At 59.1% G+C, this 23721-nt stretch carries 22 protein-coding genes; 6 read left to right on the plus strand and 16 right to left on the minus strand.

All coding sequences use genetic code 11. From position 1 onward, the window contains the following. Positions 1–7: 7 nt before the first annotated feature. The 10 genes from I2H81_RS01270 to I2H81_RS01310 all read right to left on the minus strand — a co-directional run bounded on the left by I2H81_RS01270 (position 8) and on the right by I2H81_RS01310 (position 12960). Positions 8–4789, minus strand: coding sequence for a 2-hydroxyacyl-CoA dehydratase (locus tag I2H81_RS01270; protein ID WP_195644232.1), 4782 nt, complete (start codon positions 4787–4789; stop codon positions 8–10). 11 nt (positions 4790–4800) lie between these two features. Beyond that, entirely contained in the window at positions 4801–5511 is a 711-nt protein-coding gene (locus tag I2H81_RS01275) for a TetR/AcrR family transcriptional regulator (RefSeq protein ID WP_040358972.1), read from the minus strand. A gap of 250 nt (positions 5512–5761) precedes the next feature. Then, positions 5762–5887, minus strand: coding sequence for a hypothetical protein (locus I2H81_RS10480; protein ID WP_022094649.1), 126 nt, complete (start codon positions 5885–5887; stop codon positions 5762–5764). Between the two features lie 471 nt (positions 5888–6358). Further along, positions 6359–7216, minus strand: coding sequence for an HAD-IIB family hydrolase (locus tag I2H81_RS01280; protein ID WP_195644233.1), 858 nt, complete (start codon positions 7214–7216; stop codon positions 6359–6361). Positions 7217–7331: 115 nt separating this feature from the next. Then, positions 7332–8594 carry an MFS transporter gene (locus I2H81_RS01285; protein ID WP_195644234.1) on the minus strand — a complete coding sequence of 421 codons (1263 nt, stop codon included), beginning with the start codon at positions 8592–8594 and terminating at the stop codon, positions 7332–7334. Positions 8595–8693: 99 nt separating this feature from the next. Then, positions 8694–9356: a TetR/AcrR family transcriptional regulator gene (locus I2H81_RS01290; RefSeq protein ID WP_195644235.1), complete on the minus strand. Its 663-nt coding sequence runs from the start codon at positions 9354–9356 to the stop codon at positions 8694–8696. Between the two features lie 74 nt (positions 9357–9430). Beyond that, positions 9431–9769 (minus strand): P-II family nitrogen regulator, encoded by a 339-nt coding sequence (locus I2H81_RS01295; protein WP_117629936.1) that lies wholly within the window; start codon positions 9767–9769, stop codon positions 9431–9433. Positions 9770–9924: 155 nt separating this feature from the next. Next, positions 9925–11202, minus strand: a complete 1278-nt coding sequence (locus tag I2H81_RS01300) for an ammonium transporter (RefSeq protein ID WP_195644236.1) — start codon at positions 11200–11202, stop codon at positions 9925–9927. A 198-nt stretch (positions 11203–11400) separates the two neighbouring features. Then, positions 11401–12420: a putative ABC transporter permease gene (locus tag I2H81_RS01305; protein WP_271817470.1), complete on the minus strand. Its 1020-nt coding sequence runs from the start codon at positions 12418–12420 to the stop codon at positions 11401–11403. Positions 12421–12423: 3 nt separating this feature from the next. Next, positions 12424–12960 carry an HD domain-containing protein gene (locus I2H81_RS01310; protein WP_195644237.1) on the minus strand — a complete coding sequence of 179 codons (537 nt, stop codon included), beginning with the start codon at positions 12958–12960 and terminating at the stop codon, positions 12424–12426. Positions 12961–13188: 228 nt separating this feature from the next. Here I2H81_RS01310 and I2H81_RS01315 point away from each other — a divergent pair, with 228 nt between their 5' ends. The 6 genes from I2H81_RS01315 to I2H81_RS01340 all read left to right on the plus strand — a co-directional run bounded on the left by I2H81_RS01315 (position 13189) and on the right by I2H81_RS01340 (position 19580). After that, the gene (locus tag I2H81_RS01315; RefSeq protein ID WP_195644238.1) at positions 13189–14973 is read left to right on the plus strand and encodes a 1-deoxy-D-xylulose-5-phosphate synthase; all 1785 of its coding nucleotides are present in this window, start codon (positions 13189–13191) and stop codon (positions 14971–14973) included. 283 nt (positions 14974–15256) lie between these two features. Beyond that, the gene (locus I2H81_RS01320; protein ID WP_195644239.1) at positions 15257–16252 is read left to right on the plus strand and encodes a glutamate ABC transporter substrate-binding protein; all 996 of its coding nucleotides are present in this window, start codon (positions 15257–15259) and stop codon (positions 16250–16252) included. 138 nt (positions 16253–16390) lie between these two features. Continuing rightward, positions 16391–17050 (plus strand): amino acid ABC transporter permease, encoded by a 660-nt coding sequence (locus I2H81_RS01325; protein ID WP_195644240.1) that lies wholly within the window; start codon positions 16391–16393, stop codon positions 17048–17050. Then, positions 17047–17880 (plus strand): amino acid ABC transporter permease, encoded by an 834-nt coding sequence (locus tag I2H81_RS01330; protein WP_195644241.1) that lies wholly within the window; start codon positions 17047–17049, stop codon positions 17878–17880. Before I2H81_RS01325 ends, I2H81_RS01330 begins: the two co-directional genes overlap by 4 nt. A gap of 36 nt (positions 17881–17916) precedes the next feature. Next, entirely contained in the window at positions 17917–18681 is a 765-nt protein-coding gene (locus tag I2H81_RS01335; protein WP_195644242.1) for an amino acid ABC transporter ATP-binding protein, read from the plus strand. Between the two features lie 89 nt (positions 18682–18770). After that, complete coding sequence (locus tag I2H81_RS01340; RefSeq protein WP_195644243.1) at positions 18771–19580, plus strand: gamma-glutamyl-gamma-aminobutyrate hydrolase family protein; 810 nt, start codon at positions 18771–18773, stop codon at positions 19578–19580. Between the two features lie 112 nt (positions 19581–19692). Here I2H81_RS01340 and I2H81_RS01345 read toward each other — a convergent pair whose 3' ends face one another. The 6 genes from I2H81_RS01345 to I2H81_RS01370 form a co-directional block, all read right to left on the minus strand. Next, entirely contained in the window at positions 19693–20511 is an 819-nt protein-coding gene (locus tag I2H81_RS01345) for a hypothetical protein (RefSeq protein WP_195644244.1), read from the minus strand. Next, positions 20495–21319 carry a hypothetical protein gene (locus tag I2H81_RS01350; RefSeq protein ID WP_195644245.1) on the minus strand — a complete coding sequence of 275 codons (825 nt, stop codon included), beginning with the start codon at positions 21317–21319 and terminating at the stop codon, positions 20495–20497. Before I2H81_RS01350 ends, I2H81_RS01345 begins: the two co-directional genes overlap by 17 nt. Further along, on the minus strand, positions 21316–22077 hold the full coding sequence (locus tag I2H81_RS01355) for an ABC transporter ATP-binding protein (protein ID WP_195644246.1): 762 nt from the start codon (positions 22075–22077) through the stop codon (positions 21316–21318). Before I2H81_RS01355 ends, I2H81_RS01350 begins: the two co-directional genes overlap by 4 nt. A 144-nt stretch (positions 22078–22221) precedes the next feature. Next, positions 22222–22551, minus strand: coding sequence for a helix-turn-helix domain-containing protein (locus tag I2H81_RS01360; protein WP_089572320.1), 330 nt, complete (start codon positions 22549–22551; stop codon positions 22222–22224). 8 nt (positions 22552–22559) lie between these two features. Further along, the gene (locus I2H81_RS01365; protein WP_195644247.1) at positions 22560–23099 is read right to left on the minus strand and encodes a hypothetical protein; all 540 of its coding nucleotides are present in this window, start codon (positions 23097–23099) and stop codon (positions 22560–22562) included. Between the two features lie 251 nt (positions 23100–23350). Beyond that, positions 23351–23707 (minus strand): Hpt domain-containing protein, encoded by a 357-nt coding sequence (locus tag I2H81_RS01370; protein ID WP_117584145.1) that lies wholly within the window; start codon positions 23705–23707, stop codon positions 23351–23353. Between the last annotated feature and the right edge of the window lie 14 nt (positions 23708–23721).

Here is a 23721-nt window from a genome sequence, read left to right on the forward strand (position 1 = left end):
AGGCCAGTTACTTCTTAATGCCGCGTCCCAGGCGCTCAGCGACCGACGCCACGGCACTCTCGTCGACCGAGCCGCAGCTCACGCAGCCATCGTGGGCACGCATCTGGCCGGTGACCTCGTCCATCGCGAGCGGCGCCACCTTCTCGAGCTTAAAGCCCTTGCCGGCGCGCATGTTTTCCTTGGCCACGCTGATCATGAGCTTAATGCGGTTGAGCTGGTTGACCTCGGACGCGCCGGGGTCGTAGTCCACCGCGACGATGTTGCTCTCGGGATGCTGGCGGCGCAGCTCCTTGATCACGGCCTTACCCACTACGTGGTTGGGCAGGCACGCGAAGGGCTGCGTGCAGATGATGTTGGGCGCACCGTGGTCGATCAGGTCGAGCATCTCGGCCGTGAGCAGCCAGCCTTCGCCCATGTTGTTGCACACCGAAAGCACCGTACGAGCCTTGTCCGCCATGGTGCCAATGCGCTCGGGCGCCTCGAAGCGGCGGGACTTTTCGAGCATCTCCTCCACCGGCGTGCGCATCCAGTCCACCAGCTTAATGAGCGCCTGCATGCTAGCGCGCGCCGTGGCAGAGCTTCCCAGCTCGTCTTTTTGAAGCTCGGCGTTGCTCATGGAGTACAGGAAGAAGTCGAGCAGGCCCGGTACCACGGCCTCGCAGCCCTCGCGCTCAATGACATCGACCACGTGGTTGTTGGCCGTGGGATGGAACTTGACCAGGATCTCGCCAACCACGCCCACGCGCGGCTTGGTACCCTCGCCCACAAGCGGCATGGTGTCGAACGCGCGGATGGCCTCGCGGCACAACTTGGTGTAGTTGTGCCTGTTGAACTTAGGCGCCAGCTTGCGGGCGCGCGCCATGTACTCCTCGTAGAGTGCGTTGGCGGCACCGGGCGTGGCCTCGTACGGGCGGCAACGATAGAGCATCTGCATCATGACGTCACCAAAGAGCACTGCGTAGACTGCCTGCTTAAGCAGTGCCGGCGTAATCTTAAAGCCGGGGTTGTCCTCACCGAGCGCCACGGCCGAAAGCGAGATCACCGGGATCTCGGGGTGGCCGCTCTCGCGCAGGGCCTTGCGGATGAGTGCGATGTAGTTGGTGGCACGGCAGCCGCCGCCGGTCTGGCTGATAACCACGGCCGTCTTGGACAGGTCGTACCGGCCGCTCTCGATGGCCTCCATAATCTGGCCCGTTACCAGAATCGACGGGTAGCAAATGTCATTGTTCACATAGCGCAGACCAGCCTCGACGGCGTCGTGATCGGTCGAGGGCAGCAGCTCCAAGTTGTAGCCGGCGCCGCGGAACACCTCTTTGACCAGGTCGAAGTGGATCGGCGCCATCTGCGGGCACAGGATGGTGTAGCCCTCCTCGCGCATCTGCTCGGTAAAGGGCACCTTGGGCCATGCGGTCGAAGCGCTCTCACGCTGCGCTTCGAACGTGTACTTGCGGCTCGCGAACGCGGGGGCGTCCGTGGAGGGCGCCACCGGCGCAGCATCGCCCTGCTCGTAGGCCTCGCCCGCGGCCGTGGCCTCTGCCAGGCGCTCGGCCTCCTGGTCCTTGAGCGCCGCCATGAGCGAGCGAATACGGATGCGCGCGGCGCCCAGATTGGACACCTCGTCAATCTTGAGCACGGTGTAGATCTTGCCGCTGGCCTCCAGGATTTCCTGCACCTGATCGGTAGTCAGGGCATCGAGACCGCAGCCGAAGGAATTGAGCTGGATCAGGTCCAGGTCGTTGCGCATCGTCACAAAACGGGCGACGGCGTACAGGCGGCTATGGTACATCCACTGGTCGACGACGCGGATGGGACGCTCGGGCTTCACCAGGTGCGCAAGCGAATCCTCGGTAAAGACCGCAAAGCCAAAGCTCGAGATAAGCTCGGGCAGGGCGTGGTTGATCTCGGGGTCGTTATGGTAGGGGCGGCCGGCGAGTACGATGCCGTGGCCGCCGTGGTCCTCGACCCACTTAAGAGCTTCCTCGCCCATGGTCTGGATATCCTCGTGGAAGCGCGCGTCGGCCTCAAAGGCAGCGTTGACGGCGGCATCGACCTCGGAGCGCGTGATCTTGGGTCCACGCACGCGACCGCGACCGGCTTGCGCATCGGCCACGCGGTCGACGGCGAGCACCTGGTACAGACGGCGCTTGAGCTCGGTCTTGTCGTGATAGGGCACAAACGGGTACAGGAACTCGATGTTCTGCTCGCGGATCTCGTCAATGTTGAGCGCCAACGCCGTGGGGTAGCTCATGACGATGGGGCAGTTATAGCAATTACCAGCAGTCGGGTCCTCCTTGCGCTCCCAGCGCACGCACGGCATCCAGATAAAGTCGACATCACGATCGATGAGGTTCATCACGTGGCCGTGGCTCATCTTGGCCGGATAGCACACGCTCTCGGACGGCATGGACTCGATGCCCGCTTGGTAGGTCTTTTTGCTCGACTGGTCGGACAGCTGCACGCTAAAGCCCAGGCGCGTAAAGAACGCGTGCCAGAAGGGGTAGTTCTCGTACATGTTGAGCGCGCGCGGGATGCCGACGGTGCCACGCGGGGCCTCGTCGGGGCTCAGCACCTCGCGGTTAAACAGTAACTCGTTTTTCTTTTTGAAGAGGTTGGGGGCCTCGGTCTTCTGCTTTTTGTGGCCGGCGCCCTTCTCGCAGCGGTTGCCGGTAATGAAGCGCCTGCCGCCGCCAAAGTCGTTGACGGTAAGCTGGCAGTTGTTAGAGCAACGGCCGCAGCGGACATGCTTTTGCGTCACGGTGAGGTGCGCGATGTCCTCGGCCGAGAGGATGGTCGAGGTGCCGTCGGCGCCGGCGCGATCGCGGGCGAGCAGGGCCGCACCGTAGGCGCCCATGCAGCCGGCGATGTCGGGGCGCACGGCATGAACGCCCGTGAGCTGCTCAAACGCGCGCAGCGTGGCATCGGACATAAAGGTGCCGCCCTGGACGATCACCTGGCTGCCAATCTCCTTGGGATCGCGCAGCTTAATGACCTTGAACAGGGCATTCTTGATGACGGAATAGGACAGGCCGGCCGCGATGTCGCCCACCGTAGCGCCTTCCTTTTGCGCCTGCTTGACGCGCGAGTTCATAAAGACCGTGCAGCGACTGCCCAGGTCGACCGGGGCCTTGGCATGGATGGCGGCATCGGCAAACGCGCGCACGTCCATGTTCATAGAGACGGCAAAGCTCTCGATAAAGCTACCGCAACCCGACGAGCAGGCCTCGTTGAGCATGATGTGCTCGATGACGCCGTCCTTGACGCGCAGGCACTTCATGTCCTGGCCGCCAATGTCCAGGATGAACTCGACGCCGGGCAGGAATGCCTTGGCGCCACGCAGGTGCGCAACGGTCTCGATCTCGCCGGAATCGGCCTTAAGGGCCTCGATGAGCAGCGCCTCGCCGTAGCCCGTGGTGGTCACGTGGCCGATGGTGCAACCGGCTGGGATGTGGTTGTAGAAATCGGCCATGATGACCTTGGCCGTGCCCAAGATGTCACCGTTGTTGTTGCCGTACCAGGTGTGCAGCAGCTGGCCGTCCTCGCCCACGAGCGCGGCCTTCATGGTGGTGGAGCCGGCGTCGATGCCGATGAACACGCGGCCGGTGTAGCCGTCGAGCTTGCCCTTGGGGACGACTTCTTGGTCGTGGCGGGTTTTGAACTCGGCAAAATCCTCATCGGTGGCAAAGAGCGGGTCCAGGCGCTCGACCTCGGCACCCTGCGTGTCGCCCAAGCTGTCGATGGCCTCGATGAGCTGCGGGAACGTGCTGAGCTTGTTGGACTCGTGCGCCATGGCGGCGCCGCTCGCCACAAACAGGTGAGCGTTTTGGGGCACAATGCGGTGCTCTTCGTCCAGGTTGAGCGTGAGGTAGAAGCGGTGGCGCAGCTCAGAGAGATACTGCAGCGGGCCGCCCAGGAAGGCGACGTTGCCGCGAATGGGACGGCCGCACGCCAGACCCGAGATGGTCTGGGTCACGACGGCTTGGAAGATGGAGGCCGCCACGTCCTCGGGGCGGGCGCCCTCGTTGAGCAGCGGCTGGACGTCGGTCTTGGCAAAAACGCCGCAGCGGCTGGCGATGGGATAGATGGTGGTGGCGTTGGCCGCGAGTTCGTTAAGGCCGCTGGCGTCGGTGTGCAGCAGGGTTGCCATCTGGTCGATGAACGCGCCCGTACCGCCGGCACAGGTGCCGTTCATGCGCTGCTCGATGCCGTTGTCGAAGTAGATGATCTTGGCGTCCTCGCCGCCCAGCTCGATGGCGACATCGGTGGCCGGGATGAGGGTCTCGACAGCGCGCTTGCTGGCGATGACCTCCTGGACAAACTCCAGGTCGAGCCACTGGGACAGCAGCAGGCCGCCCGAGCCGGTAATGGCGCAGGTCATCTGGGCCGTCGGCAGCACGGTCGCAGCGCCCTCGAACAGGTCGCGGGCGCAGGCGCGGACGTCGGTGTGGTGGCGCTGGTACTTGGCGTAGACGATCTGGTTGTCGTCGTTGAGGACGGCAAGTTTAACGGTGGTGGAGCCCACGTCGATGCCCAGGTGCAGGTTGCCGCGGGCGTTCTCGGGGTTGAAGATCGCGCCTTCGGGGGCCTGGCCGGCGGCTACGGGCTCGGTGGCGGTGGCGGGCTCGCTAGCGACGGACGTCTCCCCTGCCGCGTTCTTGGCATCGGCAACTGCCTCGGCAACTTTCTCGGCAGCTGCGGTCGCGGCCTTCTGCGCGGCATCCACCACGGCGGGCGCAGCCTCACGCGCGGCAGCGACCATACGGTCCTTAATGCCCTCGACGAGTTTGCTCATTGTCTCTCCTCTTAGTTGTTGGACTCGACGGTTGCGGCGGTGTCGGCCGCGTCCTCGAGCTGCAGGTTCAATAGCTTCATGCCGTATTCCGGCACGTTGATATCGATGGGTTGGCCATACAGGTCACCAGGGCGCACAAAAGCGAGCACCGTCATAATGCGCGCCATGGCCTCGGGCGATTCGGTGAGCCCACGCTCAAACCAGCGCTGAATCATGCCGACCTCGGCGCTCACGACGTAGGTGACGTAGTAGTCAAAGAACGTGCCCAGCGCCAGGCCCAAAATGCCCGTCTGCGCACGCGGCACCACGGCCTCACGAGCGGTGTCGATGATCCTTTTAATGAAGGCCTGGTCGCCGCCCGGACCCAGCAGCGCACCGATTAAGTCGCGGTTGGCCGCAAGATAACGCAGCAGCTCAACCGAACCGGGCGCCGGCTCGAGCTCATCGATGTTGTGATAGAGGTCGGGCAGCTGAGCTGCGGTGATGAGCTCAATGCGCTCACGGATCTCGGCCAGCAAGCCATCCTCGATTTGATTGATAAAGTCGGGAATATCGCGGTAGTGCGAATAGAACGTGCGGCGCGTAAGGCCGGCGCGCTCGGTGAGCGACGCGACATTAATGCGCGAAAGGTCGCCGCTTTCGGCAAGCTCGCTGGCAAGTGCCTGGCGAAGGGCACGCTGCGAGCGAAGGGACCGGCGATCGCATTTCTCGAGCTGGGACAAGCGTCCTCCTTGTTACTCAACCTGTGCGCTATTGCACAGTGCGAGTATTATTGCACACCGTGTGCATCAACACGTAAAGGCAATATATTTGGATGTGACAAAGGGACAGTCCCTTTGTCACAACCCACCTGGCTTTTGGAGCGGCATTACCGATTGTCCAAAATGTCATTCGTGGGTAGAATAATGTCGACGGCAGCCCAAGTTCTGCAAAGCTGGGCAGCGCCGTTGTTTGCATTAGGGGGTCAACGCCTTAGCGGCGGCGACCCCTTCTGTTGCGCTTCGAACGCTGCTTGAGTGCCTCGGAAAGGCCGACAAGCGCCGTGAAGAACGAGACCAAAGCGGTCAGAAGTCTCACGAAATCAATCAAATCGGTCATGGGCATCACCTCCCATCAGATGGAGGGCGTTGCCCGGCACATGGAACTGCCGCCAACAGTATCAATTCTATCAAAGCGCAGTTAGATATGCGAATGTTTGTTCGTATTTCAGAAGATCGGAGCTCGGGTACGGCGAAGGAACAGTTCCTTTGCCGTACCCGAGCTTGTCGCCGAACTGCCACCTACATTTTTCGAGTTATTCGGCCACGCTGCTAGTTCTGTATAAATGCACCGCCGGGATTATCTGAGGGTTTTTGTCCTTATTTGAGCGCATACATGCCCATTTGCGCACTTACGACACCGAATCAAACACCATTAGAGGTATGAATGTTCCCGAGAGGGCATCTTTAGCCATTTAACGACCTCCGACAGGCCGAATAACTCGAAATTTGTTGGTGGCGAAAGCGAGACAGTCCTATACGCCAAAAGCCGGCATCTCCCATGTGACAGAGGGGCTGTCCCTTTGTCACATTATTCGATGACGGTGCGGGAGTTTTGCTTGTGCATGGTGGCGAGCATGTGTTTGGGAACGGCGTGGACCATGCAACTGCCGATAGTCGCGCTCGCGGCGGCCTTGGCTGCATCGCTTGCGTTTTTGGTCGCGTAGCTGTGACGAAAACGATTGAGCATGGCGATATCGTTGCCGCCGTCGCCGTAGACCGCGACCTCATCCTCGGCAATACCGTAGTAGCCCGCCAGCCAGGCCACGCTCTCGCCCTTGTTGCACGCCGCGTCCGTAATCTCGAACATCACCGGATCGAACGGCGCGTTGACCACGCGGTCCGATCGCTCGGCCAAATATGCTTTAAGGTCACGCTCCAGCTCGGGCGAGGTCACGCGGCAGTTGATCTTGCACACATCGTGGCGCAGGATGTCACCGATCGACTGGTCGAAATATTGCTCCTCGTGATACCCGCCACGTGCACGCATGCCACGCATCACGATACGCTTGATAGGGCTGTCCTTTTTAAAGCCCGCCTGATGCATCTCGAACGAGCCGCTCGAGAACATGCCATCGGGCGTGGAGCAATCAAAGCAAATATCCGGAAACTCCTTGAGCAGTTCCTCGGTGATCTGCGGGTCAATGGTCCAGGTTTTGAGCACCTCGCCATGACTGTCGCGCACGATGGATCCATTGGAGCAGCAGGCGTCAAGCGCCAGGCCCGTAAAGCCATGCTCGCCGATCGGCAGCGTCGAGCGTCCGGTCGCGGGAACCACATGCAGGCCAGCTTCGGTCAGCTCGCGAATGGCACGGCGAATGGTCCCGTCTGCCTCGTGCAGGGCATTCAACAGCGTTCCGTCTAAGTCACTCGCAAACATCTTGATCATGGGCATGCCTCTCCTTCGTCTGCACGATATTGTAGACGAAGGAGAGGCATGCCTAAACAATGCCGTCCCGGCGCGGCGTACCACCGCCTCCACAAATTCACGGTGCCCCTACGCCTTAAGACAATTGCCACAAGCGACTTTTCAGCCGATAAAACAGCGCCGTCGTCAACGTCAGCACCGCCAACATGCCTGCGAATACAATCGCCGGTGTCCATCGATCATATGCGAGCCCGTAAACCAATTGGCCAATAGGCGTTGCACAGGAAAGCGTCATATAAACGAGTGCCAGCACTTTTCCGCAGAGTTCCTTTGGCGCTGACCGCTGAACAAATGAAACGATTTCGACCGATGTAATGCTTGCCCACGCCATGACCCATGCCGAGCCGGCCGCAAGCGCGGCAAACGCTAATTCATCAGGACCGCTCAGTAGCGTGACAATAATCGGCACGACTCCAAAACAGATCATCGCAACATATCGACATATGCCCTTGAAGGAAAAACGATGCGGCCAAATACCGACCAAACCACTGCCGACAAGACCACCTAAGCCCATAGCCACCTCAATAATCCCAACAAAGGATGATTGCATTCCGAGATGCTTTGCAACAATAACGGGAGTACCAATCGTTAACCCAACTAACGCAAGGTTCAAAATAGCCGCAAGCAAAAACACAACGAGCAATGATGCGTTTTGAAACAGGTACCGAATCGACTCCCGAAAATCGCTTCGGCATGTCGAGCAAGTCGTGCTGTCCCCTGTCATTCCAGATGAGGCATTTTGCTTGAGTGCGCCCCCGAACAGTAGGGCTGACATCGCAAACGTCAACGCCGCGGTTTCGCATAGAGCATCGATACCAAAGCACCCATAGACTGCCGTCCCGACTACAGGCCCCAAGATATTGCTCGCCATGGTTATCTGCGAGACCAACGCAGTGGCATGCTCAACCTTTTCTGGGCCCGTCATGCGCACCGTCTCAATTTGAAGCATCGGCTTCAGCAGCGATTGGATGCCATATTGGACACAAAGCATTGCTGCCACGACAACCGCAAGAGGCAGCGAACACTTCATGGGGATAAACAGCAGTGATGCAGCCATCAGAACAATGCCGAGTACCACAAGAACCCCGCGCTGTCTTCCCCGATCCGCCAAGATCCCGCCAACCGGAGTCGCGAGCACACCTGGTATGAACGCTATCGCCGCGACAGCGCCATATAACGTTGACGAGCCGCTGCAATCGAACAAGTAAAGCGGATACGCAAAGCACAGCGCCGACAGCATCGAATACGTGCACAGCTGCGCAACAAGAAGGCCAAAAAGTCTGATAGATCGTACTGTTTTTTGCGTCAACGAGACGCTACTCCTCCGCATTCCAGCCATAAGCCCACCCCTATACATACCGTTAGTATGTATTTAATGACTTGAAAAGGGCAGCCGTGGCTACCCTTACAAATCAATTACATACCGTCAGTATCTATATTACCACCCAGCACGGTTCCATACGTCCCAAATCTGAGCCGTTGTCTGAAGCACTTCATTACCCAAATCGAGCCCCACCGCGGCCGCCATCTGCGCCAAACATTGCGCGCGAGCGAGCATTCGATCTTTGGTCTCGAGCGGACGGAACAGCGGCAGCAGCCAAAGATTCGCCAACAACGATACGGCCTCAGCCGCTTCGCGCGGGCATTTGCACGCAATGGAGCCGTCGGCGATGCCCTCCTCGATCACTGGCAAGAGACAGCCATCGGCCGACTCGTCGAACGAGCCCTGGTACTGCATCGCCAGTAGACGCGAGCTTTTTACCGGATCTGCCGCAGGATGCATGCGTGCCCATAGCTCAATTTGCGGAACGACAGACTCGGGCGCGTACAGTCGCTTGAGCTTTTGGGCTCCGGTCATATTGCCGATACCAAGCGTTGAGCGACGTTGCTCAACAATCGGAGCCATTGCCCGATCAAATGCGGCGTTGAAAATCTCCTCTTTGCTCTTAAAGTGATGATAGACAGCGCCCTTGGTCATGCCATCGAGGCGGTCGACGATATCTTGAATGCTCGTTCCCTCATAACCCTGTACGCAGAATAGCTCCAGCGCCGCGTCGAGAATCTTCGCGACAGTCTCCTCGGGATATTTATTACGACCCATAATCCGTCCATCCGCAACGCAAGTCTTGTGCCTCATTGCAGCATTTTAACGTTGCGGATGGTAGGCGGTCGATTCTATACCGCGGCGGGACCGTGCTCGCCGGTACGGATGCGGATGACTTCCTCGACCGGCTCGACCCAAATCTTGCCGTCACCGACGGCACCGGTGCGGGCGGCGTTGCAGATGATGTCGACAATGCCGTCAACATGCTCATCGGCACAAATGAGCGTGAACTGTACCTTAGGGATCGTGTTGACAAGCAACTCATTGCCGCGCACGTATTCCTTCCAGCCATGCTGTGCGCCGCAGCCCTGCACCTGGTTGATAGTCATACCGCGAACATCGGCAGCAAACAGCGCATCTTTAAGAACCTCAAGCTTCTCGGCGCGAACAATCGCCGTAATCTTCTTCATAGTGAATTCCTCTCTTTAATAAAAGAAATTGATTGTTCTTCACATGGCACGGGTTTTCCAGGTGCCCGAGATTGCCCCGAAAGAGGAGCGCCGCGTACTTCGGTACGCAAGCGACGGTTTGAGGGGCAAGGTCGGGTGTCTGGGAAGCCGTGCCGCTAGTCAAGTCCCGAGAAGGAGGGATACGCGCTCTCGCCGTGCTGACTCGCATCCAAGCCCAGCGCCTCGTCGGCCTCGTCCACGCGCAGGCTGCCGTGGAGCAGCGCCTTGACCACTGCGGCGATCACCAAATCGAGCACCAGCACAATAGCAACCGTCACCACAATGCCCAAAATCTGCGAGATGAGCAGCGACACGTCGCCCGTGTAGAACAGACCACCCTTACCGGTCCACGAGAGCTCCGGCACACAGAACAGGCCCGTGAGCACGCCGCCCAAGATGCCGCCGATACCGTGGCAACCGAACGCGTCGAGCGCATCGTCGTAGCCGAACTTGGTCTTAAGATGGCTGATGGCCAAGTAGCAGACGGGCGACACGATCAGGCCCATAACCAGCGCTGCCCACGGCTCGACAAAGCCCGCGCCGGGCGTGACCACCACAAGGCCCGCAACCAGACCGGTGCTGGCGCCCACCAGCGTGGGGCGACCGGTGTGCACGCGCTCGACGGCAAGCCACGAGACCATGCCCGCCGCGCTGGCCGTCACGGTGTTGAGGATGGCAAGCGCGGCCACGGCGTCGGCCTTAAACTCGCTGCCGCCGTTAAAGCCAAACCAGCCAAACCAAAGCAGCCCGGCGCCCAACGCCACAAACGGCACGTTATGCGGACGGTAGCTCACCATGCCAAAACCGCGACGACGGCCAAGCATTAAGCAGAGGATCAGGCCGGTAAGACCGGACGAAATGTGCACCACGTCGCCGCCGGCAAAGTCGAGTGCACCGATGATGTCGCCGATAAAGGAGCCCTCGCCGCCCCACACCATGTGGGCAAGCGGCGCATAGACCACAAGCAGCCAAATGCCCAGGAAGGCCGTCATGGCACCAAACTTAACGCGGCCGGCCAGGCTGCCCGTGACGATAGCAGCGGTGATCATGGCAAACGCCATCTGAAAGGCAATGTTGATGATCTCCGGGTAGACGGCACCGTCCGACGCGGTGCCCTCAACCGCCTGCAGCACCTGATTGAGCACCGGCAGGCACAGCAGCTGGTCAAGGCCTCCAATAAACGGGCTGGAACCGTCGCCACCGTAGGCCAGCGACCAGCCGGCGACAATCCACAGAACACCAACCAGACCAATGGCGCCAAAGCACATGAGCATGGTGTTGATGACATTTTTGCGCCTGGACAGGCCGCCATAGAAAAACGCCAGACCCGGTGTCATTAAAAACACGAGCATGGTGCAGATGAGCATAAACGTTGTCGATCCCGTATCGTACATTCGCTCCCCCTTGATCGCATGAACGTTGTTGGCGCCCATAATGCGGCCGAGGGGCAACTGATGTAGACCAGATACGGCGTTGTTAAACGCTGCGTTGTCGAATGGAAACGGTGCCGCAATCTTGGAAACGGCGCGGCAACGGGCGCGAAACGAACGGGAAATACGCGAGCAAGGGAGCCGTGAGCGCGCCCATCCCGGCTAGCGCCGAAACAGCTCGTGGGCGCGGTCGCGGAGATTAGTTGCTCGAATGACACCTTCGTAGCGATTGATGCGCAGACGCGGGAAGGCATTGAAAAAGCGCAGGTCACGACGACTGAGTGACACGCTCGGCACCGGACGGCTCATGCGCTTACCGGCAAGGCGACGACTGAGCGACGGACGCGGCATGCTCGGCGCGGCATCGGCCACGCGGCGGGCAGCGAGCGCCAGGCCGCGAGCACCATCCGAAATAAACGTCGGCATCGAAGCCTTCTCGCGCAGGGCATCGAGCGTCGCATCGCCCAGCTCCGCCAGCCACGCGTTAACGGCACGGCTGCGGATATGCGTCTGTGCCACCGAGTCGATCGCCGAATCGGGAATACGTTCGAGCATGGAGTCGGACGCATCGGCGAGCGACTCATTGATGCGGTCGGCAAGGTCGGCGCGCACACGCTCCAGCTGATCGGACAGACGCCGCCAGCTCGCCAACGAGCACGCCGCGTCGACCATCATCGCAACCGCGACGATAAAGGCGGACAGCCGCACAATCAGCACCGGCAGATGGCCAAGCAGCCCCAGCAATGCCGGCTCCACTAAACGGCAAATGCACAACGCGCCCAGGCCAAACGCGCATGCCCAGTACAGACAGATGCGTCCGTGCAGGTTAAACGGCAGGTGCGAATAGTCCCAAAAGCGAGCGCCTGTTGTTTTTTCCAGCAGCACGCCCACGCTGTACTCAATCACGCTGCATACGAGCGCTGCCGCGACAAACTGGCTCGACGCGTCAGGAATTCCGCGCAACAGCAGCCAGCAGGCAATGCCGCCCGCGCCATAGATGGGGCAGCACGGTCCCAGCAAAAAGCCGCTGTTGGCAAATCGCCCGTGGTTGAGCATGGCGCAGACTGTCGATTCCCATGCCCAGCCGCAAAACCCGTAGAAGGCAAACGAGAGCACCAGCGCAGAGAGCGGACAGGCGGCAAGCGTCGCGCCGTCAAATGCCATGTCGATCGCGGTTTCCACCGTCTACCCTCTCCTCTTTTCACTCGATTCGCTGCTCACGCCATCGTCTGCCTCGTCCTTGCGCGGCAGACGGCCGGCGATCGTCTCGCGCAGAGCACACCATTTATCCGCCAGGCATACAATCCATGCCTCACGACACGTCGGCGGCACCGGCACCAGCGGAAACATATGGCGCACGATAATATTCCGCTCACGAGACGTCAGCTCAAAATCCTCTTCGGCTCGCGCCAGGGCAAAAAACGGGTGGCAAAAGCCATGCAGCCGATGGCTTGGGTCGGGATCGTGCCAGTCATAGAGAAAGTAATCGTGCAGCAGGGCCCCGCGCAGCAACGAGGCGCGGTCGACCGAAACACCGACACGGCCCAAGCGCTCGGCAAAGGACAGGCTCGCCCGCGCTACCGAAGTCACATGTGCATAGACCGTCACGTCACCATGCTGGATAAACTCGTGCGTCAGGTCCAAGCGACCTGCCTGGGCCAGCTGGCGGGCGGCATCGTCGACCTCGCGCGCGATTTTCTCGGCACGAACGGCACTGGACATGCTGCCTCCTTCCAGCGGCTCACGGCGGCAAACCACGGACTGCACGCATTAAATAAAATCATCATCGAATTTACTAGTATGGCATCGGACAAAACGTTTTGCCCCGCCAGTTGGCGAATTACCGCGCCGCCGTCACATATCAAACGCCAAAATGTGCGAGACTGTCTTGTGCAATTGTGCCGGCCGAGGGAGCGCCGGCGCTCGATTCGCATGGAGTAACCCACAACGATGCTGCTTACGCAAACGACAACGCCCGAGGACGTCAAGGCTCTTAATCGCGCCGAGCTCCCGCAGCTCTGCGACGAGATTCGCCACGCCATCCTCGAAAGCTCCGCCGCTGTCGGCGGACACGTTGCCCCCAACCTGGGCGTCGTTGAGCTCACGGTCGCGCTCCATCGCGTGTTTAACTCCCCCACCGACAAGATTGTCTTTGACGTGTCGCACCAGACCTACGCCCACAAGGCGCTGACCGGGCGCGCGTACACCTATATCGACCCGGAGCGTTATGGTGAGGCTTCTGGCTTTGCCAATCCCGATGAGTCCGAGCACGACCTGTTCGCCATGGGCCATACCTCCACGTCGGTGAGCCTGGGCTGCGGCCTTGCCCACGCGCGTGACCTGGCGGGCGACACGTATAACGTCATCACCATCATTGGCGACGGCTCGCTTTCGGGCGGCCTGGCGTTTGAGGGCTTTAACAATGCCGCCGAGCTCGATAGCAACCTGGTCATCATCGTCAACGATAACGACCAGTCCATTGCCGAGAACCATGGCGGCCTGTATCGCAATCTGGCCGAGCTGCGCGCCAGCAACGGTGCCTGTGAGCGCAACGTCTTCCGCGCGATGGGGCTCGACTACCGCTATCTGGACGCCGGTAACGATGTGTTGGCCCTCGTCGACGCGTTGCAGGAACTGCGCAATATCGATCACCCCATCGTGCTGCACGTCTCCACCGCCAAGGGCAAGGGCTTTGAGCCGGCCCAGAGCGACCCGGAACGCTGGCACCACGTGGGTCCGTTTGACATGGCGACTGGGCGCAAGCTCTGCCCGGGCCATCCGAGCGAGCCCGCACCGCGCACCTATGCCGATATTACGGGCGAGGCGCTCAGCGCCGCCATCGAGCGCGATTCGCAGGTCGTGGGCATCACGGCCGCCACGCCCTACATCATGGGCTTTACACCCGAGCTTCGCGCTGCGGCCGGCAAGCAGTTTGTCGACGTGGGCATTGCCGAGGAGCACGCTGTGACCTTTGCCACCGCGCTTGCGCGCTCGGGCGCCAAGCCAGTCTTTGGTGTGTACGGCACGTTTTTGCAGCGCGCCTACGACGAGCTGTGGCACGACCTGTGCCTCAACGATGCCCCCGCAACCATCTTGGTGTTTGGCGCGTCGATCTTTGGCACCACGTCCGAGACGCACCTCTCGTTCTTTGATATTTCCATGCTGGGCGCTCTTCCCAACATGCGCTACTTGGCGCCGGCCTGCATGGAGGAATACCTGTCCATGCTGAGCTGGTCGCTCGACCACCGCGAGCATCCCGTGGCGATCCGCGTACCGGGCATTGGCCTGGTTAGCCGCCCCGATTTGGCGCCCGCCGAGGACACCGACTACAGCGCCGTTCGCTACAACGTGGTGCGCCAGGGCCGCGACGTTGCCGTGCTCGCGCTCGGCGATTTCTTTGAGCTAGGCGAGCGTGTGGCAAACCGCTTGGCCGCCGAGTACGGTATCGAAGCCACGCTCGTCAACCCGCGCTTCGCAACCGAGCTCGACCGCGAGTTCCTCGACAGCCTTGCCGCCGAGCATCGCGTCGTCGTCACCCTCGAGGACGGCATCTTGGACGGCGGCTGGGGCGAGCGCGTGGCGTGCTACCTGGCCTGCACGCCCGTGCGCACGCGCACCTTCGGCATCGCCAAGGGCTTCCCCGACCGCTACGACCCCAACGAGCTGCTCGCTCAGAACGGCATGACGGTCGAGAACATGGCCGCCGAAGCCGTAAGGCTACTCAAACAGCGCTAAAGAAAACCACCACAAAGGGGACAGGCACCTTTGTGGTGGTTTTCGCTGCCGCCATTATAGCGACCGCTGCGGGCGACCACGCCGTCCGCAAAGCGCTATCTCAGCTGCAATAATCGACGTTTGCCCAGATAAAACCTGCCAAAATAAACCTGTCCCTTTTTGGTAGCTAGAATAACCCATAAGGTAAGTATGTTTCTGAGTTATTTCGTGTTGACCCATTTGAGCGCGATAGGGTATAACTCTACTCAACCGCTAGGGATTTTATTGAGAAAGGTGTTCTACCATGAGCAAGAACCTCTCCCAGCAGGTCGTTCTCGACCGTCGCGGCTTCGTTGCCGCCACTTTCGCAACCGTCGCCGGCCTTGGTCTTGCCGGCTGCTCCGACACCAGCGCCGAGGCCGACAAGGGTTCCGCCGCCGGCTCTTCCAAGAGCTCCAGTGATACCGAGGCTTCCACCACACTCGATGCCAAGGCATTCGACAAGCTCGTCGACAACGGCCCCAAGGCCGATGACGACGCCATCGCCGCCAGCACCTGGGCCACGGCCGTCAAGGACGCCGGCGTCTTTAAGATCGGTGGCGTTCAGACCTCCACGCTCTTCTCCCTCCTCAACGAGAAAGACGGTCAGACCCGCGGCTTCGACGCCGGTATCGCACAGCTCCTGTCCAACTACATTCTGGGCGAGAACAAGGTCGAGATCACCCAGGTAACCTCGGACACGCGTGAGTCCGTCCTGCAGAACGGCCAGGTCGACGCCGTCTTCGCCACCTACACCATTACCGATGAGCGCAAGAAGCTCGTCTCCTTTGCCGGTCCCTACTACTACACCCAGCAGGCCATCCTGGTACTCGCCGATAACGACGACATCAAGAGCGTCGACGACCTGGCCGACAAGAACGTCGCCGTCCAGTCCGGCTCCAACGGCCCCGCCATCCTGGAGGAGTTCGCTCCCAAGGCCAGCCAGCAGGAGTTCAAGACCGACGAGGAGGCTCGTCAGGCACTCCAGCAGGGCCGCGTTGACGCCTACATCATCGATAACAACATGCAGCAGAGCGCCCTGGTCCGCGAGCCCGGTAAGTACAAGATCGCCGGCAAGCCCTTCGGCAGCAAGGAGCCCTATGGCATCGGCCTGCCGCTCGATTCCGACGGCGTCGCCTTTGTCAACGACTTCCTTAAGAAGATCGAGGACGATGGCACCTGGACCGAGCTGTGGCAGATCTGCATCGGCGACCGCACGGGCGACACCAACGTTCCCGAGCTGCCCGAGATCGGCGCCTAGGCAGCGAGCCTGGTAACGGCCGCAACGAAACCATACGGAAACGCATGATGCGCTTTATTGCGGTAAACTGTTTCCTCACTGAGTTGTCGGGGCTTCCGTACACACGGGAGCCCCTTTCCTTATCGGCGGGAGGTCCGCATGAGTCTCTCCGAACTCTGGTCGCTCTATGGCCAGAACTATATCGACGCGCTGCTAGCAACCTGGGGCATGACGCTTGAGTCGTTTGTCATCGCCATGGTGCTGGCCGTCGCCGTCACCGTGATGCGCGTGTCGCCGCTCAAGCCGCTGCGCGTCTTTGGCGACCTGTATGTCCAGGTCTTCCGTAACATCCCTGGCATCGCGCTGCTTATCATCGTCGTCTACGCGCTGCCGCCGCTCAAGGTCGTCCTGCCCTACCGCACCTGCGTTATCGTCGCCACGGTCCTTTTGGGCTCGGCCTTTGGCTCCGAAAACTTTATGAGCGGCATCAACACCGTCGGCGTCGGTCAGGTCGAAGCCGCCCGTTCGCTCGGCATGAGCTTTAACCGTATCCTCGCTAAGATCGTGATTCCGCAGGCGCTGCGCTCGAGCGTGTTGCCCATGACCAACCTCTTTATCGCCGTCATGCTCACCACCGCACTCGGCAGCCAGGTGCCGCTTAAACCGCAGGAGCTCACCGGCGTGGTGAGCTATATCAACACGCGCTCGCTCGGTGGCGTCGCCGCGTTCTTTATCTCGGCGCTCGGCTACCTGGGCACAGCCTTTGTGGTGAGCCACATTGGCAACCACATCGATAAGAAGGTGAGGATCCTCCGATGAGCAAGCATTCCTCCCCTGCACTCACCATGCGCGATGCACTCTACGAGGCTCCCGGCCCCAAGATGCGCGCCAAGATTCGCATCGGCACCGCCATCTCACTCGTCGCCGTGGCCGCGCTCGTCGCCCTGGTGCTGCAGCGCTTTTATGTGACCGGCCAGCTTTCGGTCCACTACTGGTATTTCTTTACGCACCTCACCACCTGGAAGTTCCTACTTGCCGGCTTTGAGGGCACCGTTAAAGTCGCACTCACCGCTGGCGCCATCGCGCTGGTGCTGGGCTTAGCCCTTATGCTCGGCCGCACCAGCGACATTAAGCCGCTGCAGCTGGCCTGCCGCGTGCTCACCGATTTCTTCCGCGGCGTGCCGAGCCTGCTGTTCATCTACTTCTTCTTTTTGGTACTGCCCCAGTACAAGATCGCGCTGCCGTCGTTTTGGATGCTCACGCTTCCCGTCGCGCTCGCTGCCGCCGGTGTACTTGCCGAGATTTTCCGCGCCGGCGTCAACGCCGTACCGCGCGGGCAGGTCGAGGCGGCCCAGGCACTCGGTCTCTCCAAAGCTAAAATCACCTTTAAAATCGTGTTGCCGCAGGCTATTCGATTTATCATCCCGTCGTTGATTTCGCAGCTCGTGGTCGTAGTCAAAGACACCACCGTCGCCTATGTGGTGAGCTACCCCGACCTCATGCAAAACGCCCGCGTGCTCATTACCAACTACGACGCTCTCGTGTCGGTCTACTTGGTAATCGCGGTCATCTATATCCTCATCAACGTCGCAATCAACAAGGCTGCTGTCTACGTTTCGCACAAGACCGGCGCGACCATCATCCGCTAACGCTTTACCATTTCGAGTCATAAGGAGCCGAGCACCATGGCACAGAGCACCTCTACCACCGGCAATCAGCCGCTGATCGAGCTCAAGCACGTCGATAAGCACTATGGCGACCTGCACGTTCTCAACGACATCAATCTCTCGGTCGACCGCGGCGAGGTCGTCGTGGTGATCGGCCCCTCGGGCTCGGGTAAGTCGACCATGTGCCGCACCATCAATCGTCTGGAGACCATCGACTCGGGCGAGATCCTCATCGAGGGTCAGCCGCTGCCGCAGGAAGGCAAGGATCTTGCCCGCATGCGCGCCGAGCTGGGCATGGTGTTTCAGCAGTTCAACCTGTTCGCGCACATGACGGTGCTGCAGAACGTCATGCTGGGACCGGTCGATGTGCTGGGCGTCTCCAAGGACGAGGCCCGTGAGCGCGCCATGGACCTGCTGGGCCGCGTGGGCGTTGCCGAGCAGGCCGATAAGGTGCCCGCACAGCTCTCGGGTGGCCAGCAGCAGCGCGTGGCCATCGCTCGCTCGCTTGCCATGCAGCCCAAGGCCATGCTCTTTGACGAGCCCACAAGCGCCCTTGACCCCGAGATGATCAACGAGGTGCTCGAGGTCATGGTCCGTCTGGCGCAGCAGGGCATGACGATGATCGTCATCACGCACGAGATGAACTTTGCCCGCCGCGTAGCCGACCGCGTCGTCTTTATGGCCGACGGCCAGATCGTGGAAACCGGCACGCCCGACGAGTTCTTCGACCATCCCCAGACCAAGCGCGCCCAGGACTTCCTCAACTCCATCAAGGGCCACTAACCCAATTGCCACACGGGGCAAATTCATCAGGAGCAGTTTATCCCGCGCCGCCCCTACGCCATGTCCACCCGGATTCGAAAGCCACGCCCATGATCGGAACCCGAACCTCATCATCCTTCACCCCACACGTCGACGTCAATCCCGCCGACCGCCCGCTTATCCTGGTAGCACCGCGCTGGGAAGACTCGAAACCCTTTTTAAGCGAGACGCTCTCCCCCAACGAGGAGATCGCGAGCGTCTTTGTCGACGCCATTCTTGCCGCCGGTGGCTTGCCGCTGCAGATGTCCATTACCGAGGACGTTGATGTCATTCGTCATTACGTGGATATCGCCGACGGCATCGCCATTCCCGGCGGCCCGGACGTCAATCCCAAGCGCTGGGGCGACGAGCGTCCTTACGACCCCACGCTGTGCTGCGAGATCCGCGACCGTTTTGAGTTTAAGCTGGTCAACGAGGTGCTTCGCGCCAAGAAGCCGCTCTTTACCACCTGCCGCGGCACGCAGTTGCTCAATGTCGCCACTGGCGGCACCCTGTGCATGGACGTGCCGAGCCTGGGCGCTCGCGAGGGCCGCACGCAGTGGCGCCATACCCACGTGCTCAACGACCCCGTGCATCCCGTCGAGGTCGTGCCGGGCTCGCTGCTCGACCGCGCGGTCGGCGGACACAGACTGATCCAAACCAACTCCGCACACCACTGCTGCGTCGATCGTCTGGGCAAGAGCACACGTTTGGTCGCCAAGGCAACCGACGGCGTTCCCGAGTGCATCGAGGTCGAAGGCCAGCCATTCTGTCTAGGCGTGCAATGGCACCCTGAGTACACGTGGAAGACGCTCGAGACCGACTTTAACCTGTGGAAGTCGTTTGTCGAGGCAGCGGCAAAGGTAAAGCAGGCCCGCTAGTTCGCAAGCTACACAAGTTAAAGCCTCCTAAGCCGGGGGGGGGGCGGACACCAGCCACGGTGCCCGCCCCCCTGTATTTGATATGCTCGGTATGATTATCCCTCACAAACAATCAGAGAAATCTCGGCCGCAATCGGTCGACAGCAAAGCAAATGGCAAAAATGCTTGCTACGTTTATTAGGCAGTCAATTAAAATCCAAACGCATTGACCAATCCCCAACGGAGTCACACCGCAAATCCACATGAGCATCGAGGCCGGAAGCGGAAGCATGGAATTGGCCCCGAGCTGTATGTAGATCGCTACAACATTGACAAGCAGCAGCATGCCAATCGGACCGAAGCCGGACCCAAAATAGGAAACAACGATTACGCAAGATACCACGTATGCAAGGCAGGCAGCGGCAGCAAGAACAACTCGATAGCAAAATACATGCAGGTTGAAATACTGCTGAGCATCCAAAACGATCGCGCAGTTAAGACAGTACAAAACGACACTCGACAGGATAAACGCGCCCAAAAGGGCAAAAGAAGACAGCACCACTCGAGCAACGATAGCGCACGCCCGCTTCCCTCCCCGAGCCTCCGACAGCCCCCACGGTTCCTCAATAAAGTCCGAACTGACAAAGCGCGGCACGATACAAGCCGCGATAAACGGAAAGAACAATGCATGAGCCAACGGGGCTACGTTGAACAGCAGACTGCGAAAAGCCTCTGCATTACCAAATAGAAGGACGTCCTCTGCCGATAGCCGAAGCGTCGGGTCTGGGAAAAAGCCCAAGAAACTGTTCTCACGGAGGCTACAGAACCACATCGGGAAAGAATTAAGCTGCAATACCACCATACACGCATAAATTACCAGGATTAAAGCGTACGCCCATTTGCTCACATGCTTCAATTCTGACTGGAGAAGTCTTTTAATCTGACGAGCCATTGAGCACACCCCCAGCGCGAAAGCTCACGAGAGCGTAAATCAATACCGATAGACAGCTCGCTGCCACGCCATATCCCAGAAGCGTCAGCTGCCCCATATCGCTATACCCAAGGGCACATCCGACTCCAAGGTACGGCCCCGGAAGAAGGAAAATCCATCGCAAGGACGATATGGGCGTCTGAAGGTAAGTTCCGTAGAGCGTCAAGCTCATGACAAATCCGATAATTATCGCAGCCCCGCTCAATACAGCGCTGCCTGTAATCCGATAGATGGTCACCGTCTCCAGCGCAATCGATATCACCAATACGGCGTTAATCATCATTGCGGGCAAAAATGCAGCCAGCATGCCATGCGCATAGTTTTGCCCTCCACGTGTTATCGCGATTGCAAACAGAAGAAGGCAAAGCGCACTATATGCTGCGCCGATTATTAAAGCAGACGAAAGTACATGTGCCAGAGCCCCGTTAAAGCGGGCAAGACCTCTTGCTGAAGAAATTCGGCATCCCTCTTCATAGCCGCGCTCCTGTAAAATCGCCAGGCAAACGATGAGCGGAACGAACAGAGAGGTGCCGGCAAAGGCGCTACGCACAAGGGACTCATCGGGTGCAGAAGGATCGATTACATTCCAGCAGAAGCCAATATCCTCCCCAAAAACGCTATTGCCAAAGGCGAGCAACGTTGTTCCGTTTTTTAGAAAGATGCCGAAGAGAAGGCCGAACGCCAGCATAAGCGCAAGACCAAACTTCGCCGGAAACATCCTGTGCAAACGCATCATATCTGCCTTTATGGGATGGATCGCCCGCTTCATAGCGAGACCGCCTTCATCAAGCGCCTGTAATACTCTTTTAGGGATGGCGCCTCATCCCTTATGACGTCCATCGATTCCTTTTTCAGCAGTTCGCCGTCATGAAGAAACACGCAACTTGTTGCAACTGATGCCAACTCATCCAAATCATGGCTAGAGATGAGCATGGTCTTACCCTGTTCTCGATTCAATCGACCGATAAGGGCCCATATACTCTCGATGCCCAGCGGGTCCAACCCATTTGCTGGCTCATCAAAAATAAGCAGATCAGTGTCACCCAACAAAGCCGTAGCTATATCCAGTCGCCGTTTCATTCCCAGAGAAAACCTGCTCACGCTCTTTTTCTCATCGGCATCCAGTCCAACTAGGCTCAAAACGCGAGGAATCTCACGCTTCTCATCGAGCCCCCATTCCGCACATCGGATCCGAAGATTCTCAACCGCACTGAGAGATTGGTATGCTCCACTGGAATCTGGTACATAGCCGACACGCGTCCGCATCAGGCTCAGCTCTCTTTTTGACTTGCCTCCAAAGAGCTCCACGCTTCCCGACGATGGCTCACAGATGCCAAGGACGATTTTAATAAGCGTGCTTTTGCCCGCACCGTTTGCACCGACCAGGGCACAGAGCTCAGACTGATGCACCTCGAAGGAAACGTCATGCAAAACACGCCGTTTCCCGTAGCGCTTTGATACTTTTGATAGCTTTATCGCTGATGCGTTCATTGGCCTCCCGTTCTGCTTGATAGCAAAACCGCTCATATCGCTCCGTCTTTCCTTTATCGTTTTCCATAGTTGTTATTGTTTTTCGATAACTCGTATTTGTCAAGATAATCTAAAGGAAAGAACCCGTGTTAGACACGAGTCCCTTCACGCTGATATTTCGTTTTAGTTGTTCGCCTTAAGCTACTCGTCACTCAAATCGACAGCGAAGACTGATGTCGGAAGCGACGCCTCGTTGCCTCCGCCATCCCGCATCTGTCTCACGACATTTTTCGCGCGCTCGACAATAAGCTCCTCAAGCTCTTTCTCGCTCACGCGCTGAATAATATCTCCCGGTTGACAATCAAGCTCATCACAGATATCGAGAAGCGTCTTTAGGCGAATAGCTTTTATCTTTCCGTTTCTAAGCTTTGAAATATTAGCCGGAGTATGCCCCGTGGCCCGAATCAGATCAGCGCTGGTCTTTCCGGTCTTAAGCAGCTGCGTCTCAAGCTCGATGATGAGATAGCTCATGTTCCCTCCTACACAAGCTCGTCAGACTGCTCTTGGAGCAGCGAGGCATAACTCCAGATCGCCGAGATAAACAAACAGACAACTGCGCCGATAAACGACCCCGCATCAAAGGTAGCGCCTTGGCAAATCTCAATAACGAAGGAATGAGGCACGATGTAAAGCTCCAGTCCGCCAATGGTGAGATTGACCGATCCATAGGCACCAACAAGCGAAACCGCGGCGTTAACAGCAAAGGCAAGCGCGAGAACACGGATAAGCCGCACATGCGTCTTGGTAAAGGGCGAGACGCCCTGAGAGATATTACGGCTGATCCCACACAAAACGACAAGCGAAATGCCCACGACGAGTGCTAGGCACAGTCCGCTTGGGATAACGATGCACCCGCCATTGAGAAGCGTCACGACACCGAAAGAATCGACAGAAGCAACGTTTGTAACCGCATACCAGATCACGTAAACAACCAACGCGGCAAAAGCGACGAGCATCCCTGCAAAAACGGCTGCCATGCAAAAACCAAGCTTCCTGATATTTTCGCCCGCCTTGGCCATACGCTGAACGCTGTTGGACATACACTCACCCTCATCGACTCTATCGTTATTCGAACAGTTTATCGAACAACGATATGGATTGCATGCGGAAAGTCCCGACAGTGCGCATAGGCCATTCACTAATCAGAAGGGGTGAGAGTGGATTTTTGGACACGTATCGAACGAGCGTGGATAATCTCCCACTTTGAGGCCGTCACCGGGCCTAAAACGGGAGATTATCCACTCTCATAGTCATCAAAGCTCGCGAGCTCTTACTCGGCCGCCTCGCGCAAGGCCGACATCGTTGCCGCATATTGCTGTTGCAGCGCATGCATTCCCTCGCGAGCGCCGTCAACGGCATCGGCACCGCGCAGCGCCTCGGTCACCACGACCGCCGGCTCGTACAGATTATCGAATCCCAGGTTCTGGCTCACGCCCTTGAGCGTATGCGCTGCCATAAACGCACTCTCGGCGTCTCCTGCCGCCATGGCAGCCTCCAGCTTATCCATGCTCTCGTCATCCAAAAACTTGAGGGCAAAGCGGGCAAGCATTTCCCCGCCCATCAGCCGAGCGCACGCGTCATCATAATTAGCGCCGATCTTCTCATACGCCTCACGCATGGAAATCATGGATTAAAACTCCT

It is taken from the genome of Collinsella aerofaciens, from assembly GCF_015561195.1.
Lineage (GTDB): Bacteria > Actinomycetota > Coriobacteriia > Coriobacteriales > Coriobacteriaceae > Collinsella > Collinsella aerofaciens_AC.

Excerpts from the sequence above, each read along its gene's own strand:
- I2H81_RS01360 (WP_089572320.1), bottom strand. The coding sequence starts at position 22,551 with ATGAGCTATCTCATCATCGAGCTTGAGACGCAGCTGCTTAAGACCGGA.
- I2H81_RS01320 (WP_195644239.1), top strand. The coding sequence starts at position 15,257 with ATGAGCAAGAACCTCTCCCAGCAGGTCGTTCTCGACCGTCGCGGCTTC.
- I2H81_RS01350 (WP_195644245.1), bottom strand. The coding sequence starts at position 21,319 with ATGAAGCGGGCGATCCATCCCATAAAGGCAGATATGATGCGTTTGCAC.
- I2H81_RS10480 (WP_022094649.1), bottom strand. The coding sequence starts at position 5,887 with ATGACCGATTTGATTGATTTCGTGAGACTTCTGACCGCTTTGGTCTCG.
- I2H81_RS01335 (WP_195644242.1), top strand. The coding sequence starts at position 17,917 with ATGGCACAGAGCACCTCTACCACCGGCAATCAGCCGCTGATCGAGCTC.
- I2H81_RS01270 (WP_195644232.1), bottom strand. The coding sequence starts at position 4,789 with ATGAGCAAACTCGTCGAGGGCATTAAGGACCGTATGGTCGCTGCCGCG.
- I2H81_RS01345 (WP_195644244.1), bottom strand. The coding sequence starts at position 20,511 with ATGGCTCGTCAGATTAAAAGACTTCTCCAGTCAGAATTGAAGCATGTG.
- I2H81_RS01295 (WP_117629936.1), bottom strand. The coding sequence starts at position 9,769 with ATGAAGAAGATTACGGCGATTGTTCGCGCCGAGAAGCTTGAGGTTCTT.
- I2H81_RS01285 (WP_195644234.1), bottom strand. The coding sequence starts at position 8,594 with ATGGCTGGAATGCGGAGGAGTAGCGTCTCGTTGACGCAAAAAACAGTA.
- I2H81_RS01315 (WP_195644238.1), top strand. The coding sequence starts at position 13,189 with ATGCTGCTTACGCAAACGACAACGCCCGAGGACGTCAAGGCTCTTAAT.
- I2H81_RS01330 (WP_195644241.1), top strand. The coding sequence starts at position 17,047 with ATGAGCAAGCATTCCTCCCCTGCACTCACCATGCGCGATGCACTCTAC.
- I2H81_RS01300 (WP_195644236.1), bottom strand. The coding sequence starts at position 11,202 with ATGTACGATACGGGATCGACAACGTTTATGCTCATCTGCACCATGCTC.
- I2H81_RS01365 (WP_195644247.1), bottom strand. The coding sequence starts at position 23,099 with ATGGCCAAGGCGGGCGAAAATATCAGGAAGCTTGGTTTTTGCATGGCA.
- I2H81_RS01310 (WP_195644237.1), bottom strand. The coding sequence starts at position 12,960 with ATGTCCAGTGCCGTTCGTGCCGAGAAAATCGCGCGCGAGGTCGACGAT.
- I2H81_RS01290 (WP_195644235.1), bottom strand. The coding sequence starts at position 9,356 with ATGGGTCGTAATAAATATCCCGAGGAGACTGTCGCGAAGATTCTCGAC.
- I2H81_RS01370 (WP_117584145.1), bottom strand. The coding sequence starts at position 23,707 with ATGATTTCCATGCGTGAGGCGTATGAGAAGATCGGCGCTAATTATGAT.
- I2H81_RS01325 (WP_195644240.1), top strand. The coding sequence starts at position 16,391 with ATGAGTCTCTCCGAACTCTGGTCGCTCTATGGCCAGAACTATATCGAC.
- I2H81_RS01355 (WP_195644246.1), bottom strand. The coding sequence starts at position 22,077 with ATGAGCGGTTTTGCTATCAAGCAGAACGGGAGGCCAATGAACGCATCA.
- I2H81_RS01280 (WP_195644233.1), bottom strand. The coding sequence starts at position 7,216 with ATGATCAAGATGTTTGCGAGTGACTTAGACGGAACGCTGTTGAATGCC.
- I2H81_RS01340 (WP_195644243.1), top strand. The coding sequence starts at position 18,771 with ATGATCGGAACCCGAACCTCATCATCCTTCACCCCACACGTCGACGTC.